The organism is Pseudacidovorax sp. NFM-22 (assembly GCF_021401245.1).
GTDB lineage: Bacteria > Pseudomonadota > Gammaproteobacteria > Burkholderiales > Burkholderiaceae_C > Xenophilus.
Genome location: NZ_JACBFY010000006.1, coordinates 478,283 through 493,048, shown reverse-complemented (window position 1 = coordinate 493,048; position 14,766 = coordinate 478,283). Strand labels below are relative to the sequence as shown.

Below are 14,766 nucleotides of genomic sequence, written 5' to 3'. Positions count from 1 at the left end.
GCATGTGAACACCGCAGCCTGTCCCTGTCGAGCCATGTCTGAAACGAAATCCACCTGCCCCTACTGCGGCGTGGGCTGCGGTGTGGTGATCCAGACCAAAGGCGACCGCATCACCGGCGTGCGCGGCGACCCCTCGCATCCCGCCAACTTCGGCCGCCTGTGCACCAAGGGCAGCACGCTGCACCTGACGGCATCGCCCGCCATCGCGCAGCAGGTGCGGCTGCTGGCACCGGCGCTGCGACCGGCGCGCGGCGCGATGCCCCAGCCCATCGGCTGGAACGAGGCGCTGGACCTGGCCGCGGATCGCTTCGCCCGCGTGATCGCCGAGGACGGCCCCGACGCGGTGGGCTTCTACCTCTCGGGCCAGCTCCTCACCGAGGACTACTACGTCTTCAACAAGCTGGCCAAGGGCCTCGTCGGCACCAACAACCTCGACACCAACTCGCGCCTGTGCATGAGCAGCGCCGTGGCCGGCTACAAGAAGACGCTGGGCGCCGACGCCCCGCCCGCCTGCTACGACGACGTGAAGGACGCCGGCTGCCTGTTCATCGCCGGCAGCAACACGGCCTGGGCCCATCCCATCTTCTTCCGCCGCATCGAGGAAGCGAAGCGCGCCAACCCGGCCATGAAGATCGTGGTGGTCGACCCGCGCCGCACCGACACCTGCGAGATCGCCGACCTGCACCTGGCGCTGCAACCGGGCAGCGACGTGATGCTCTTCCACGGCCTGCTGCATGTGATGCTGCGCGAGGGCTGGACCGACGCCGCCTTCATCGCCGCCCACACCCAGGGCTTCGAAGCGCTGCGCGAGACGGTGCAGGACTGCACGCCCGAGCGCGTGGCCGAGGTCTGCGGCCTGGCCGTGGCCGACATCGTGCAGGCCGCACGGCTCTTCGCCACCGGCGGCAGCGGCGATGTGGCGCATCGTGCGCCCACGCTCAGCCTCTACTGCATGGGCCTGAACCAGTCCTCGCACGGCACCGACAAGAACGCCGCGCTCATCAACCTGCACCTGGCCACCGGCCAGATCGGCCAACCGGGTGCCGGTCCCTTCTCGCTCACCGGCCAGCCCAATGCCATGGGCGGGCGCGAGGTGGGCGGCCTGTCGAACCTGCTGCCGGCCCACCGCGACATGGCCAATGCCGCGCACCGGGCCGAGGTGGCCGCCTTCTGGGGCGTGCCCGCCGTCCCGGCCACGCCGGGCCTGAGCGCCATCGAGATGTTCCGCGCCGCCGCCGAAGGCCGGGTGCGCGCGCTGTGGATCGCCTGCACCAACCCGGCCCAGTCCATGCCCGACCAGGCGCTGGTGCGCCGGGCCCTGGAGCGCTGCGAATTCGTGGTGCTGCAGGAGGCCTTCGCCACCACCGCCACCGCCGCCTACGCCGACCTGCTGCTGCCCGCCACCACCTGGGGCGAGAAGGACGGCACGGTCACCAACAGCGAGCGGCGCATCTCCCGCGTGCGGCCCGCCGTCGCGGCGCCGGGCGAGGCACGCCACGACTGGGCCATCGCGGCCGACTTCGGCCAGCGGCTGCAATCGCGGCTGGCCCTGCAGGCACGGGCACCCGCCATGCCCACCCTCACCGCCTACGACACGCCCGAGCAGGTCTGGAACGAGCACCGCGCCACCACCCGTGGCCGCGACCTGGACATCACCGGCCTTTCCTACGCCCTGCTGGACGAACTCGGCCCGCAGCAGTGGCCCATGCCCGAAGGGCAAGCGGCCGGCACGGCGCGCCTCTACCAGGACGGCGTCTTCGCCACGCCGGACGGCCGCGCCCGCTTCAGCCCCGAGCCCTGGCGCCCGCTGGCCGAAGCGCGCGACGCCGACTGGCCCTATTCCCTCAACACCGGCCGCCTGCGCGACCAATGGCATGGCATGAGCCGCACCGGCACGCTGGGCCGGCTGTTCGGCCATGTGGCCGAGCCGGCGTTGCAGATGACGCCGCAGGACATGGCCCGCGAAGGCCTGGCGGCCGGCGACCTGGTCGAGGTCAGCTCCCGCCGCGGCAGCGCGGTGCTGCCGGTGCAGCCCGATGCCACGCTGGCGCCAGCGCAGACCTTCCTCGCCATGCACTGGGGCGAGGAGTTCCTCGGCGGCCGGGATGCGCAGGGCCGCGAGATGACCGGCGTCAACGGCCTGACGACGCCCGCCTTCTGCCCCACCTCCAAGCAGCCCGAGCTCAAGCATGCGGCCGTGCGCATCCGCCGCGCGGCCCTGCCCTGGACGCTGCTGGGCATCGCCTGGCTGCCGGCCGACCGGGCGCTGGCCGTGCGGCAGGCATTGCGCGAGGCGGCGCGCGACCTGCGCTTCGTCAGCTGCGTGCCCTTCGGCGACGAAGGTGCCGGCGGCGGCGAAGGCGGCGTGCTGCTGCGCGCCGCGGCCGATGCGCCGCCACCGGCCGCACTGGTGGACCGCATCGAGGCCCTGCTCGGCCTGGGCGACGGCCAGGCCCTGCGTTACGCCGACCCCGCCCGGGGCCACCGCCGCGCCGTGCGGCTGCAGCGCGACGGCGAACTGGCGCACGTGCGCGCCGTGCTGCTGGCCGGCGACACGCGGGCCGAGGGCTGGCTCAAGACCCTGATCCAGGACCGCCTGCCGGCGCAGGACTTCGGCCGGCGCCTGCTCTCCTACCAGGCCACGCCGCCGGTGGCCGTGGTGTCGCGCGGCAAGACCGTGTGCAACTGCTTCGGCGTGGCCGAACAGGACATCGCCGGCCACCTGGCCGCCTGCGACGGCAGCGAGGCCGCGCGACTGTCCAGCCTGCAGCAGACGCTGCGCTGCGGCACCAACTGCGGCTCCTGCGTGCCCGAACTGCGTCGCATGGTGCGCGAGACGCCAGTGCGCCTGCACCGCCAGGCGGCATAAGCGCCCGCGCATTCCGGCATAAGCGCTGCGGGACAATCCAGGCACCCATGGGAAGCATTGCGCACTACATCAAGGACATCGGCCGCGGCGCCCGCGGTGCGAAGCCCCTCGCCCGCGAACAGGCGGCGGACCTCTTCGGCCAGGTGCTGGACGGCAGCGTCACCGACCTGGAGATCGGCGCCTTCTGCCTGGCCATGCGCGTCAAGGGCGAGACCACGCAGGAGATGGCCGGCTTCCTCGACGCCACCCATGCGCGGCTGGCCTGCGTGCAGAGCCTGGCCGGCCCGGTGGTCGTGCTGCCCAGCTACAACGGCGCGCGCCGTCTGCCGGTGCTCACGCCCCTGCTGGCGCTGCTGCTGGCCCGCGAAGGCCTGCCGGTGCTGGTGCACGGCAGCCGCACCGAAAGCAGCCGGGTCACGGCCGCCGAGGTGCTGGCCGAACTGGGCCATGCCGAAGCGACGACGCTGACGCCGCTGGACGCCGGCCAGATCGCCGTGGTCGACACCGGCCTGCTGCATCCCGGCCTCAAGCGCCTGCTGGAGGTGCGCCGCGTGGTCGGCCTGCGCAACGCGGGCCACAGCGTGGTCAAGCTGATGCAGCCGGTGGCCGGCCCGGCGGTGGTGGTGGGCAGCTACACCCATCCCGCCTTCGGCACGGTGATGACCGAGCTGTTCGAGCTGCTGGGCATGACGGCCATGCTCTCGCGCGGCCTCGAAGGCGAGGTGGTGGTGGACCCGCGCCGCACGCTGCACATCGAAGGCTTCGTGCGCGGCCAGCGCCAGCCGCTGCAGACGCAGCAGCCGGGCACGTTGGCCGAGATCCCGGGCCTGCCCGCCGAACTGGACGCCGCCGTCACCGCCGCCTACACCCGCCGCGTGCTGGCGGGCGAACTGCCTCTTCCCGAAGCGATCGCCGCCCAGGTCGCGCACATCCGCCATCTGGCTGCCCACGCATGAACACGCCCACGAACGCCTCCCGCCCCCTCGGCCGCTGCACCCTCGTCGGTGCGGGGCCCGGCGATCCGGAACTGCTCACCCTCAAGGCCGTGAAGGCCATCCAGGCCGCGACCGTGCTGCTGGTGGACGACCTGGTCAACGACGAGATCCTGCAGTGGGCCCGGCCCGACGCGCGCATCGTGCACGTCGGCAAGCGCGGCGGCTGCAAGAGCACGCCCCAGGCCTTCATCGAGAAGCTGATGATCACGGCCGTGCAGGAGGGCGAGACGGTGGTGCGCCTCAAGGGCGGCGACCCCTTCGTCTTCGGCCGCGGCGGCGAGGAGGTCGAGCATCTGCGCGAGGCCGGAATCGCCTGCGAAGTGGTCAACGGCATCACCGCCGGCCTGGCCGCCGTCACCGCCCTGGGCGTGCCCCTGACCCACCGCGACCATGCGGCGGGCGTCGTGTTCGTCACCGGCCATGCCAAGACCGGCGCGGCCGACAGCGCCCGCCACGACAGCACCGACTGGGCGGCCCTGGCCGCGACCGCGCGCGACGCGCGGCTGACGCTGGTGATCTACATGGGGGTGGCCGGCGCGGCCCACATCCAGCAGCAATTGCTGGCCGGCGGCCTGCCGGCCGCCACGCCGGTCGCGGTGGTGCAGCATGCCAGCCTGCCGCGGCAACGGCAGATCGTCGCCACCCTGGGCACGCTGGTCACCGAGCTCGCACAGAGCGGCCTGGGCAGCCCGTCCATCATCGTGGTGGGCGACGTGCTGCGCGGCATGGCAGCGGCCGGCGCGCCGGCCGCCTCGCGCTTCGGCACCTGAGCGGCTCACGGCGCGGCGCCGTGGGGCCGATACTGCGCGGCCCATGTCCTCTTCCTTCGACGCCATCGTCATCGGCGCCGGCGCCGCCGGCCTCTTCTGCGCGGCGCAGGCCGGCCAGCGCGGCCTGCGCGTGCTGCTCATCGACCATGCCGAGCGCGTGGCCGAGAAGATTCGCATCTCCGGCGGTGGCCGCTGCAACTTCACCAACCGCGAACTCGACACGCGCGCGCCGCAGCGCCACTACCTGGGCGAGAACCCGCATTTCTGCCGCTCGGCCCTGGCCCGCTACACGCCGGCCGACTTCATCGCCCTGGTGGACCGCCACGGCATCGCCTGGCACGAGAAGCACAAGGGCCAGCTCTTCTGCGACGGGCCCTCGCAGCAGATCATCGACCTGCTGCTGGCCGAATGCGCCGATGGCCACGTCGAGCGCTGGCAGCCCTGCGACGTGCAGTGGGTCGCCTTCGACGCCGGGGCTGGCCGCTACCGCCTGCAGACCGCACGCGGGCCGGTGGAAGCGCCGCAGCTGGTCATCGCCACCGGCGGCCTGGCCATTCCGCAGATCGGCGCCACCGACTTCGGCTGGCGCATCGCCGCGCAGTTCGGCCTGAAGACCATCGCCCCGCGGCCCGCGCTGGTGCCGCTGACCTTCGGCGGCCAGGCCTGGGCGCCCTATGCGCAACTGGCGGGTCTGGCGCTGCCGGTGGCCATCAGCACCGGCAGTGGCAAGGCGCGCATGCGCTTCGACGAGGACCTGTTGTTCACGCACCGCGGCCTCTCGGGCCCGGCCATCCTGCAGATCTCCAGCTACTGGCAGCCCGGCACGGCGCTGACCCTGGACTTTGCACCCGGCACCGACGTGCAGGCCCGCCTGAGCGAGGCGAAGCGCGATTCGCGCAAGCGGGTGGCCAATGAACTCGCGACGCTGGTGCCCTCACGGCTGGCCGACGCCTGGACCGGCGAGGACCCGGGCCTGCAGCGGCCCATCAACGAGGCGGCCGACAAGTCACTGGCCCGGCTGGCCGAGCGCATCAGCCGCTGGTCATTGGTGCCCGACGGCACCGAGGGCTACAAGAAGGCCGAGGTCACGGCCGGCGGCGTGGACACGCGCGAGCTCTCCTCGCAAACCCTGGAAGCCGCGCGCCAGCCCGGCCTGTTCTTCATCGGCGAGACGGTGGACGTGACCGGCTGGCTGGGCGGCTACAACTTCCAGTGGGCCTGGGCCAGCGCCCATGCCTGCGCGCAGGCGCTGCAGGCGGGCTGAGCGCGCCGGACCATTGCCGGCGCAGCACGACGTCACAGGTTTGCCTGCGTGCAGCGCCCGGGCCCCAGCGTCTCCAGCATCGCGCTGGGCACGGCCGGCAGACTCCCGACGCAGCTTGAGCGGCAGCCCCAAACCTGCTACATTAGCCGGCTAACTTTGGCCTACCCCTCAGCGGGCCGCAAAATCTTTCGAGTTGAGGACCACCGGCCGGGGGCCTCGATCTTCCCTGGTCAAATTCAACATCTCTTTGAATCAATGACCACCATCCGCGTTAAAGAAAACGAGCCCTTCGACGTCGCACTGCGTCGCTTCAAGCGCACCATCGAAAAGATCGGCCTGCTGACCGACCTGCGCGCCCGCGAGTTCTACGAAAAGCCGACCGCCGAGCGCAAGCGCAAGAAGGCCGCGGCCGTCAAGCGCCACTACAAGCGCGTGCGCAGCATGCAGCTGCCCAAGAAGCTGTACTGATCGATCCGCGGGCAACGCCGGCACGTCCTCGACGCCGCCGGTCGCGCACCACGCAAGCCGCGCCGGGGAAACCTGCCGCGGCTTTCGTCTTTTTCCCACTCCCTCTTCTTCACCCAGCAAGGACGCACCATGAGCCTCAAGGCCCGCATCACCGAAGACATGAAGACCGCCATGCGCGCCAAGGAAGCCGAGCGCCTGGGCACCATCCGCCTGCTGCTGGCCGCGATGAAGCAGAAGGAAGTGGACGAGCGCATCGAGCTGGACGACGCCGCCGTCGTGGCCGTGATCGACAAGATGATCAAGCAGCGCAAGGACTCCATCGCCGCCTTCACCCAGGCCGGCCGCATCGAGCTGGCCGACAAGGAAGCCGCCGAGGTCGTCGTTCTGGAGGCCTACCTGCCGCAGCGCCTGGGCGCCGACGAGATCGCTGCCGAAGTGAAGGCCATCGTGGCCGAGCTGGGCGCCAGCGGCCCTGGCGACATGGGCAAGGTGATGGGCGCCGCCAAGCAACGCCTGGCCGGCAAGGCCGAGATGGGCCAGGTGAGCGCGGCCGTCAAGGCTGCTCTGGCCGGCTGATCGCATGAGCGCGCCAGCTGCCACGCCCGTCGGCAAGGCCTGCGCCTGCGTGGTGGACGCGCGCGGCCGGCTGCTGGTCTTCCACCATCCGGGCGACCGGGGCATGCAGCTGGTCAAGGGCACCATCGAGCCTGGCGAGTCGCCGGAAGAGGCCGTGCGCCGCGAGCTGCTGGAGGAATCCGGCCTGCGCTTCGACGGCCCGCTGCAACCCCTGGGCACGCTCCTGCGTCATTGCGATGCCGGCCACGAGGGCAACGACCACACGCACGAGCAGCTGTGGCACCTGTTCCTGATGCGCATCGAGGCGCCCCTGCCCGAGCGCTTCGAACACACAGCCCACGGCAGCCCGGAAGAGGACGGCCTCGTCTTCGACTTCCGCTGGCTGACGGAGGGCGAGGCGCTGGACGGCTTCACCCTGCCCTACCGGCAGGCCATCGAGCGGGTCTGGCAGGCGCTGCGGGCCTGAACGCGCGCCGCCCTCCGGGGCCTGCGCCAGTCCGCATCCGCTCAGACGACCGCGCGCAGCACCATCCATCCGCCCAGCAGCGCCAGCCCGGCGAAGAAGCAGCGCCGGAACACCGGCAACGGCAGGCGCGCCTGCAGACGCTGCCCCAGCGCCATGCCGAGCCAGGCCGGCACCAGCAAGGCCAGCGAAGGCCACCACGATGCCGCCGGCACCCCGTCCGAATTGCCCGCCAGCCCCATGCCCAGCGCCAGTGTGCAGGTGCTGAAAGACAGGCCCATCGCCCGCATCAACGCGGCCCGCGGAAGCCCCAGGCCCTGCAGATAGGGCACCACGGGCATCACGAACACGCCGGTGAGCGCCGTCAGAACGCCGGTCGACAGGCCGGCCGCCGGCCCCATCCAGCGGGCCTGCGCAGGCGTCAAGGTCGGCGCACGGCCGGCGAGGCCCCAGGCGGCATAGGCCATCAGCGCCAGCCCCAGCAGCAGCACGCCGGTGCGGCCCGAAGGCGGGCCCCACACCGCCAGTCCGCCCAGCGTGCCTGCAGCCATGCCGACCTGCAGACCCATCGTGCAGCGCAGCAGCGCCAAGGCCTCGCGCCAGGGTCCGGCCTGCCAGAGATTGGTCACCAGCGACGGCAGCACCAGCAGCGCCGCCGCCTGGGCCGGCGGCATCCAGAGCGCCAGCAGGGCCATCGACAGCGTGGGCAGGCCCAGGCCGAGCAGCCCCTTCACGGCCCCGGCGAGCACGAACACGCTGGCGGTCAGCGCCCAGAACGGGCCCGAGGACAGCTCAGCCGACATGGCGCACGGGGCCGGCCGACGCGGCATTCGGGGAGTGGCGAGGACAGGCCATGGTGTGAAGGTCGGCAAGGGCAACGCGGTGGATGAGAGGCCGAGTCTGGCCGCCCCAGCCGCACGCCGCCAATGCGGAAGAAACGCAGCCCCCTCAGGCTGTGCCTGAGCCCGGGGGCCTTCCGCCCCGCCGCCGCTTTCGCGTGCTAACTTGCGCGGCATGCGATTCGACCTGACCGACCTGCGCCTCTTCGTCCACGTGGTCGAGGCCGGCAGCCTGACCCGTGGCGCCGACCGGAGCCACATGGCACTGGCCTCTGCCAGCCAGCGGGTGCGCGGCATGGAGCAGGCGCTGGGCGGCCCGCTGCTGGAGCGGCATGCGGCGGGCGTGACGCCCACCGAGGCCGGCCGCACGCTGCTGCACCACGCCCGCACGGTGCTGGCGCAGATGCAGTGCCTGTACGGCGAGATGGCCGAGCACGGCCAGGGCCTGCGCAGCCGCGTGCGCCTGCTGGCCAACACCGCCGCGCTGATCGAGCACCTGCCCGGCCCCCTAGCCGACTTCCTGGCGGCGCATCCGCAGGTCTCGGTGGACCTGGACGAGCGCGCCAGCACGGACGTGGCCGACGCCGTGCGCGCCGGCCTGGCGGACATCGGCGTCGCCTCGCACCTCGCCGACTTCCGCGGCCTGACGCACCACGCCTTCCGCCGCGACGACTTGGTGCTGGTGCTGCCGCGCGGCCATGCGCTGGCCGGCCGCCGCCGGGTGGCACTGGCCGAACTGGGCGATGCCGGGATGGTGGGGCTGCCGGCCGGCAACCCGCTGCAGGAGCACATCGCCGCGCAGGCCCGCCAGGCCGGGCTGCAGTGGCACTACCGCGTGCGGGTGCCACGCTTTGAGGCGGTGTGCCGGATGGCGGCGCAGGGCATCGGCGTCGGCGTGGTCCCGCGCACCGCGGCGGCGCGTTGCGCGCGCGGACTGGCGCTGGCGCGAGTACCGCTGTCGGACGCCTGGGCGGCCCGCGAACTGCGGGCCTGCGTGCGGGACGAGGCGGTGCTGTCGCCGCAGGCCCGCGCTCTGCTGGCGCGACTCACCGCCGTCCCGCAGGCCGCGGCCTGAAGAGGCTCAGGCCCCCGCCACCTTCATCCGGTCGATCAGCATCGAGCCGACCGTCTTGGCGCCGTAGTTGTAGGCGTCGGCGCCCACGGCCTGGATGCCCATCAGCATCGACTTGAGGTTGCCGGCGATGGTGATCTCCTGCACCGGAAAGGCGATCTGCCCGTTCTCGACCCAGAAGCCGCTGGCGCCACGCGAATAGTCGCCGGTGACATAGTTGACGCCCTGGCCCATCAGCTCGATGACAAACAGGCCGGTGCCCAGCTTGCGCAGCATGGCGTCCAGGTCGTCGGCCGGGTCGGTCAGGCGCGAGTACAGCGTCAGGTTGTGCGACCCACCGGCGTTGCCCGTGGTCTTCATGCCCAGCTTGCGGGCCGAATAGGTGGACAGGAAGTAGCCTTCCAGCCGGCCGGCATCGACCACCGTGCGCGCCCGGGTGATCACGCCCTCGTCGTCGAAGGGCGCACTGCCCTTGCCACGGCGGATGTGCGGGTCTTCCATCACGTCGATGTGCGAGGGCAGCACGTTCTTGCCCAGCGAGTCGAGCAGGAAGGTGCTGCGCCGGTACAGCGATCCGCCACTGACGGCCTGCACCAGCCCGCCAAGCAGGCCGGCGGCCAGCGGCGATTCGAACAGCACCGGGCATTCGGTGGTCTTGATCTTGCGCGACTTCAGGCGGCTGAGCGCCCGCTCCGCCGCGTAGCGGCCCACGGCCTGCGGCGAGGCCAGCTCGTCCGCCGAGCGCATGGAGCTGTACCAGGCGTCGCGCTGCATGTCGTCGCCCCGGCCGGCGATGGGCGCCACCGAGATCGAATGCCGCGAGCTGGCATAGCCGCCGCGGAAGCCGTGCGTGTGCGCGCTGAAGAAGTGGCTCTGCTGCGCCGACACGCCCGCGCCTTCGCTGTTGGTGATGCGGCGGTCGGTCGACAGGGCCGCCGCCTCGCACTCCAGGGCCAGTTGGGCAGCACCTTCGCTGTCGATGGCCCAGGGATGGAAGAGGTCCAGTTCCGGATGGTCCTTGGCGATGTCCGCCTCGTCGGGCAGGCCGCCGACCGGGTCCTCGGCGGTGAAGCGGGCGATGTCGTAGGCCGCCTGCACCGTCTGGCGGATGGCCGCTTCCGAGAAGTCGGAGGTGCTGGCGTTGCCGCGCCGGTTGCCCACGTAGACGGTCACGCCCAGCGACTTGTCGCGGTTGCGCTCCACGTTCTCGAGCTGGCCCTTGCGCACCGAGACGCTCAGTCCGCAGCCTTCGGACGCCTCGGCGCCGGCGTCGGTGGCACCCAGCTTCTTGGCATGCGCCAGGGCGGTGTCGACCAGGTTCTCGAAGTAATCTCGGCTGTAGGCGAAGCCGCTTTCCGCGCGCGAAGTGGTGGTGCTCATGTGAGGGACAATGATAGCGACGCGCCCCCGATGGCCGGGCGGCGCACCCAATTCCCCCGCCATGCCCCGCAAACCCAAAAAAGGCTACTTCGTCCGTGGCCAGTTCGTCGCCGAAGGCAGCGAACTCGACATCGAATACAAGCGCGAGCTCAAGGGCGGCATCGAGACCAGCAAGACCGACCTCAAGCGCGAAAGCGCCGAGCTGCAGGCGCTGGGCGAGGCCCTGCTCACGCTGCGCGGCGAGGCGCGCGAGCGCCTGCAACTGCCCGACCAGCTCATCGAGGCCCTCAAGGAACTCGGCCGCATCACCAACTTCGAAGGCCGTCGGCGACAGTCGCAGTTCGTCGGCAAGCTGATGCGCAAGCTGGACCCCGAGACGCTGGACGCGGTGCGCACCGCCCTCGACGAGCAGGCCCGCGGCCCCGCCCAGGCCACCGCCATGCTGCACGAGGCCGAGCAGTGGCGCGAGCGCCTGCTGGCCGACGACGACGCCCTGGGCGCCTGGATCGAGACCCACCCCGGCACCGATGCCCAGCAGATGCGCGCCCTGGTGCGCCAGGCCCGCAAGGACCACCAGGCCGGCAAGCCCGGCGAGGCGCCCCGCCAGGGCAAGGCCTTCCGCGAGCTGTTCCAGCGCATCCGCGAGCAGCTGTCGGTGCATGGCGACGACGACCATGCCGACCAGGCCTCGGCCCAGTCGCGCGAGGAAGACGCCTGATGGCCGCCGCCGATTTCGAGCCGGTCAAGATCGGCATCGTCTCGGTCAGCGACCGCGCCAGCAGCGGCGTCTACGAGGACAAGGGCCTGCCGGCTCTGCAGGACTGGCTGACGCGGGCGCTGAAGAATCCCATCGCCTTCGAACCCCGCCTCATCCCCGACGAGGCCGCGCGCATCAGCGCCGCGCTGATCGAGCTGGTGGACGCTGGCTGCAGCCTGGTGCTGACCACCGGCGGCACCGGCCCCGCACCGCGCGACGTGACGCCCGAGGCCACGCTGGCCGTCGCCCACAAGGAGATGCCCGGCTTCGGCGAGCAGATGCGGCAGATCGGCCTTCGCTTCGTGCCCACGGCGATCCTGTCGCGCCAGGTGGCGGTGGTCCGTGATCGCAGCCTGATCATCAACCTGCCCGGCCAGCCCAAGTCCATCGCCGAGACGCTGGAAGGACTCAAGGCGGCCGATGGCAGCCAGACCGTTCCCGGCATCTTTGCGGCCGTGCCCTACTGCATCGACCTGATCGGCGGGCCCTACCTGGAGACGCACGACGACGTCTGCAAGGCCTTCCGGCCCAAGTCGGCGATTCGGCCGGCCCGGGACTGAGCGTCTTTCGTTCCTGCTTGCCTGGCCACGCCAGGCGCCGGGACGCGGTCAGAACTCCGCGTCGAGTTCGTCGATCTCTTCGGGCTCCTGCAGGGCCGCGGCCATCCATTCGCGCATGGCCGGCAGTTCCAGCACCTGCTGGCTGTAGGAAGCGCACAGGTCGTCCAGCGCCACACCGTAGCTGCGAAAGCGCGTCACCACCGGCGCATACATCGCATCGGCCAGGCCCGGCCGGTCGCCGAAGAGGAAGGGGCCGCCATAGGTCGACAGGCATTCGCGCCAGATCGCCACGATGCGGTCGATGTCGGCCTGGGCGCGCGACCACACCTTGAAGTCCTTGAAGCGGGCCTTGATGTTCATGGGCAGCGCACCGCGCAGGGCCGAAAAGCCCGAATGCATTTCGCCGCAGATCGCACGGCAGTGGGCGCGGGCGGCTGCATCCGTGGGCAGCAGGCCGGCCTTGGGGAAGTTCTCGTGCAAGTACTCGCCGATGGCCATCGTGTCCCACACCCGGATGCCCCGGTGCTCCAGCGAGGGCACGAGCATGGACGAGGACAGCAGCAGCATCTCCGCCTTCATGGCCGGATCGTCGGGCGGGATGACCTTCTCGACGAAATCCAGACCCGCCAGCCTGCACATCAGCCACCCGCGGAGGGCCCATGCGCCGTAGTTCTTGCTGCTGATGGTGAGAACGGCCTTGGCCATGTCGCATTGCTCCAATCGGTGACTCCACCGGCAGCAGTGCAAAGCCTGTGCCAGAACAGTGCATCGGCCGCCGCCCGCCCATGCACCGGCTTGGCCCGCAACTTGCCTTGACCGGGACATGCTGTACCAGGCCTATCAAATGCAGGCCGACCTGCTGTCGCCGCTGCGGCAGCTGTCGCACTTCTTCGGACATGCCCTCTTCGCCGCGGGCAACGAGCGCACCATTCCCCGGCGCCTGTCGGCGGCCATGGATGTGTTCGACCGGCTCAAGCTCACCCACCAGCGCCCCGACTACGGCATCCATGAGGTCGTGATCAACGGCGAGGCGGTGCCCGTGGTCGAGGAAAAGGCCCTCCAGGCCCCCTTCGGCACACTGCTGCGCTTTCGCAAATTGCGGCCGGCCGATGCACCAGCGGAGCCCCCCGTGCTGCTGGCCGCACCGTTGTCGGGCCATTTCGCCACACTGCTGCGCGAAACGGTGCGCACCCTGCTGCGCGACCACGATGTCTACATCACCGACTGGCACAACGCGCGCGACGTGTCGCTGGCCCATGGCCGCTTCGGCCTGGACGAGTACACGCTGCAGCTGATGGACTTCCTGCGCGCGGTCGGGCCTGGCGTGCATCTGGTGGCGGTGTGCCAGCCTTGCGTGGCCGCCCTGGCCGCCACCGCGCTGATGGCCGAGGACGACGACCCCGCCACCCCGCGCAGCCTGACGCTGATGGCCGGGCCGGTGGATTGCCGCATCAACCCCACGCAGGTCAACCGCCTGGCCACCGAGCGGCCCATCGACTGGTTCGAGCGCAACCTGATCAGCCATGTGCCGCTGCCTCACGCCGGCTTCATGCGCCGGGTGTACCCCGGTTTCGTCCAGCTCTCGGCCTTCATGAGCATGAACATGGAACGCCACAAGGAGCAGTTCCGCCGCCTCTACGCGCATGTGGTCGAAGGCGAGATGGACAAGGCGCAGGCGATCCGCACCTTCTATGAGGAGTATTTCGCCGTCAACGACCTGCCGGCCGAGTTCTACCTGGAGACGGTGGAGCGGGTCTTCCAGACCTACGACCTGCCGCGCGGCGAACTCACCGTGGCAGGTCGCCGCGTCGAGCCACGGGCCATCCGCCGCACCGCCCTGCTCACCGTGGAGGGCGAGCGCGACGACATCTGCGCCGTGGGCCAGACGGTGGCCGCGCAAGACCTGTGCAGCAGCATCCGGCCCTATCTCAAGGCGCACCACCTCCAGGCGGGCGTGGGCCACTACGGCGTGTTCAGCGGCAGCAAGTGGAATGCGCAGATCTATCCGCGGGTGCGCGAGACGATCCATCAAGCCGCTGAACTGGGGTGACGTCCTCCTGTCGCCTGCGCGCAGCCACAAAAAAGCCGCGTGGCCCAGCAGGCGACGCGGCTCGTCTTGACGCGGCCTCGCCTCAGAGCGAGGGCTGGTTCTGTGCGTTCTCTTCTTCCGCCGGCCAATCACGGATGTAGGCCTTGAGCATCTTGTTCTCGAAGTTCTGGCTGTCCACCACGGCCTTGGCCACGTCGTAGAAGCTGATCACGCCCATCAGCATGCGCTTGTCCATGACCGGCATGTAGCGGGCATGGCGCTCCAGCATCATGCGCCGGACCTCGTCGAGGTCGGTGCCGTTGGTGCAGGTCAGGGGCGCGTCGTCCATGGCCGTGCGCACCCGGGTGTCGCCGATGGCGCCGCCGTTGCGCTGGATCTGCAGGATCACCTCGCGGAAGGTGAGCATGCCCACCAAGTCGCCATGGGACATGACCACCAGCGAGCCGATGTCCTTGTCCGCCATGATGCCCACCGCCTCGGCCAGCGGATCGTCGGGGCCGATCGTGTAGAGCGTGTTGCCCTTCACGCGCAGGATGTCGCTGACTTTCATCGGGGTGCTCCTCAAGAAACCGTCCTGAAAATATAGCCCACAATCCCTCGCGACTGGCGCCCGGCCTCGACACTTTTATCAGGGCCAGCCCGCAGGCACTGACAAGGAGACACGCTTGATACCTCGCCTTTCCGCCCGCCCCCCGTTCGGAGC

15 protein-coding genes are annotated in these 14,766 nt (G+C 70.9%); 11 read left to right on the top strand and 4 right to left on the bottom strand.

The window, feature by feature from the left end:
- The first annotated feature begins 34 nt into the window (after positions 1-34).
- From L0984_RS22670 to L0984_RS22640, 7 genes are all read left to right on the top strand, one after another.
- Positions 35-2,869, top strand: coding sequence for a nitrate reductase (locus tag L0984_RS22670; RefSeq protein ID WP_234196601.1), 2,835 nt, complete (start codon positions 35-37; stop codon positions 2,867-2,869).
- Between the two features lie 47 nt (positions 2,870-2,916).
- The gene (gene ybiB, locus L0984_RS22665) at positions 2,917-3,825 is read left to right on the top strand and encodes a DNA-binding protein YbiB (RefSeq protein ID WP_234196600.1); all 909 of its coding nucleotides are present in this window, start codon (positions 2,917-2,919) and stop codon (positions 3,823-3,825) included.
- On the top strand, positions 3,822-4,634 hold the full coding sequence (gene cobA / locus L0984_RS22660) for a uroporphyrinogen-III C-methyltransferase (protein WP_234196599.1): 813 nt from the start codon (positions 3,822-3,824) through the stop codon (positions 4,632-4,634). The genes ybiB and cobA overlap by 4 nt, the downstream gene beginning before the upstream one ends.
- A 43-nt stretch (positions 4,635-4,677) precedes the next feature.
- The gene (locus L0984_RS22655) at positions 4,678-5,898 is read left to right on the top strand and encodes an NAD(P)/FAD-dependent oxidoreductase (RefSeq protein WP_234196598.1); all 1,221 of its coding nucleotides are present in this window, start codon (positions 4,678-4,680) and stop codon (positions 5,896-5,898) included.
- A 255-nt stretch (positions 5,899-6,153) separates the two neighbouring features.
- Positions 6,154-6,366 (top strand): 30S ribosomal protein S21, encoded by a 213-nt coding sequence (rpsU, locus tag L0984_RS22650; RefSeq protein ID WP_017760239.1) that lies wholly within the window; start codon positions 6,154-6,156, stop codon positions 6,364-6,366.
- 129 nt (positions 6,367-6,495) lie between these two features.
- Complete coding sequence (locus tag L0984_RS22645) at positions 6,496-6,942, top strand: GatB/YqeY domain-containing protein (protein ID WP_234196597.1); 447 nt, start codon at positions 6,496-6,498, stop codon at positions 6,940-6,942.
- Between the two features lie 4 nt (positions 6,943-6,946).
- Positions 6,947-7,408 (top strand): NUDIX domain-containing protein, encoded by a 462-nt coding sequence (locus tag L0984_RS22640; protein WP_234196596.1) that lies wholly within the window; start codon positions 6,947-6,949, stop codon positions 7,406-7,408.
- A gap of 41 nt (positions 7,409-7,449) precedes the next feature.
- On the opposite strand, the gene L0984_RS22635 is transcribed toward L0984_RS22640, so the two are convergent.
- On the bottom strand, positions 7,450-8,208 hold the full coding sequence (locus tag L0984_RS22635) for a sulfite exporter TauE/SafE family protein (RefSeq protein WP_234196595.1): 759 nt from the start codon (positions 8,206-8,208) through the stop codon (positions 7,450-7,452).
- Positions 8,209-8,419: 211 nt separating this feature from the next.
- Here L0984_RS22635 and L0984_RS22630 point away from each other — a divergent pair, with 211 nt between their 5' ends.
- The gene (locus L0984_RS22630; protein ID WP_234196594.1) at positions 8,420-9,319 is read left to right on the top strand and encodes a LysR family transcriptional regulator; all 900 of its coding nucleotides are present in this window, start codon (positions 8,420-8,422) and stop codon (positions 9,317-9,319) included.
- Positions 9,320-9,325: 6 nt separating this feature from the next.
- Here the strand turns inward: L0984_RS22630 and pmbA are convergent, their stop codons facing one another.
- Complete coding sequence (pmbA, locus tag L0984_RS22625; protein ID WP_234196593.1) at positions 9,326-10,696, bottom strand: metalloprotease PmbA; 1,371 nt, start codon at positions 10,694-10,696, stop codon at positions 9,326-9,328.
- 61 nt (positions 10,697-10,757) lie between these two features.
- Between pmbA and yjgA the strand changes: the two genes are divergently transcribed.
- Both yjgA and mog read left to right on the top strand, forming a co-directional pair.
- On the top strand, positions 10,758-11,414 hold the full coding sequence (gene yjgA / locus L0984_RS22620) for a ribosome biogenesis factor YjgA (RefSeq protein ID WP_234196592.1): 657 nt from the start codon (positions 10,758-10,760) through the stop codon (positions 11,412-11,414).
- On the top strand, positions 11,414-12,013 hold the full coding sequence (gene mog / locus L0984_RS22615; RefSeq protein ID WP_234196591.1) for a molybdopterin adenylyltransferase: 600 nt from the start codon (positions 11,414-11,416) through the stop codon (positions 12,011-12,013). Before yjgA ends, mog begins: the two co-directional genes overlap by 1 nt.
- Before the next feature lie 48 nt (positions 12,014-12,061).
- Here the strand turns inward: mog and L0984_RS22610 are convergent, their stop codons facing one another.
- On the bottom strand, positions 12,062-12,718 hold the full coding sequence (locus L0984_RS22610) for a glutathione S-transferase (protein WP_234196590.1): 657 nt from the start codon (positions 12,716-12,718) through the stop codon (positions 12,062-12,064).
- 118 nt (positions 12,719-12,836) lie between these two features.
- On the opposite strand from L0984_RS22610, the gene L0984_RS22605 reads away from it, so the two are divergent.
- Positions 12,837-14,063 carry a polyhydroxyalkanoate depolymerase gene (locus tag L0984_RS22605; protein WP_234196589.1) on the top strand — a complete coding sequence of 409 codons (1,227 nt, stop codon included), beginning with the start codon at positions 12,837-12,839 and terminating at the stop codon, positions 14,061-14,063.
- An 82-nt stretch (positions 14,064-14,145) separates the two neighbouring features.
- Here L0984_RS22605 and L0984_RS22600 read toward each other — a convergent pair whose 3' ends face one another.
- Positions 14,146-14,613, bottom strand: coding sequence for a CBS domain-containing protein (locus L0984_RS22600; RefSeq protein WP_234196588.1), 468 nt, complete (start codon positions 14,611-14,613; stop codon positions 14,146-14,148).
- Positions 14,614-14,766: the final 153 nt, after the last annotated feature.

Coding starts and splice junctions, on each gene's coding strand:
- L0984_RS22670 (WP_234196601.1), top strand. CDS start 35: ATGTCTGAAACGAAATCCACCTGCCCCTACTGCGGCGTGGGCTGCGGT.
- ybiB (WP_234196600.1), top strand. CDS start 2,917: ATGGGAAGCATTGCGCACTACATCAAGGACATCGGCCGCGGCGCCCGC.
- cobA (WP_234196599.1), top strand. CDS start 3,822: ATGAACACGCCCACGAACGCCTCCCGCCCCCTCGGCCGCTGCACCCTC.
- L0984_RS22655 (WP_234196598.1), top strand. CDS start 4,678: ATGTCCTCTTCCTTCGACGCCATCGTCATCGGCGCCGGCGCCGCCGGC.
- rpsU (WP_017760239.1), top strand. CDS start 6,154: ATGACCACCATCCGCGTTAAAGAAAACGAGCCCTTCGACGTCGCACTG.
- L0984_RS22645 (WP_234196597.1), top strand. CDS start 6,496: ATGAGCCTCAAGGCCCGCATCACCGAAGACATGAAGACCGCCATGCGC.
- L0984_RS22640 (WP_234196596.1), top strand. CDS start 6,947: ATGAGCGCGCCAGCTGCCACGCCCGTCGGCAAGGCCTGCGCCTGCGTG.
- L0984_RS22635 (WP_234196595.1), bottom strand. CDS start 8,208: ATGTCGGCTGAGCTGTCCTCGGGCCCGTTCTGGGCGCTGACCGCCAGC.
- L0984_RS22630 (WP_234196594.1), top strand. CDS start 8,420: ATGCGATTCGACCTGACCGACCTGCGCCTCTTCGTCCACGTGGTCGAG.
- pmbA (WP_234196593.1), bottom strand. CDS start 10,696: ATGAGCACCACCACTTCGCGCGCGGAAAGCGGCTTCGCCTACAGCCGA.
- yjgA (WP_234196592.1), top strand. CDS start 10,758: ATGCCCCGCAAACCCAAAAAAGGCTACTTCGTCCGTGGCCAGTTCGTC.
- mog (WP_234196591.1), top strand. CDS start 11,414: ATGGCCGCCGCCGATTTCGAGCCGGTCAAGATCGGCATCGTCTCGGTC.
- L0984_RS22610 (WP_234196590.1), bottom strand. CDS start 12,718: ATGGCCAAGGCCGTTCTCACCATCAGCAGCAAGAACTACGGCGCATGG.
- L0984_RS22605 (WP_234196589.1), top strand. CDS start 12,837: ATGCTGTACCAGGCCTATCAAATGCAGGCCGACCTGCTGTCGCCGCTG.
- L0984_RS22600 (WP_234196588.1), bottom strand. CDS start 14,613: ATGAAAGTCAGCGACATCCTGCGCGTGAAGGGCAACACGCTCTACACG.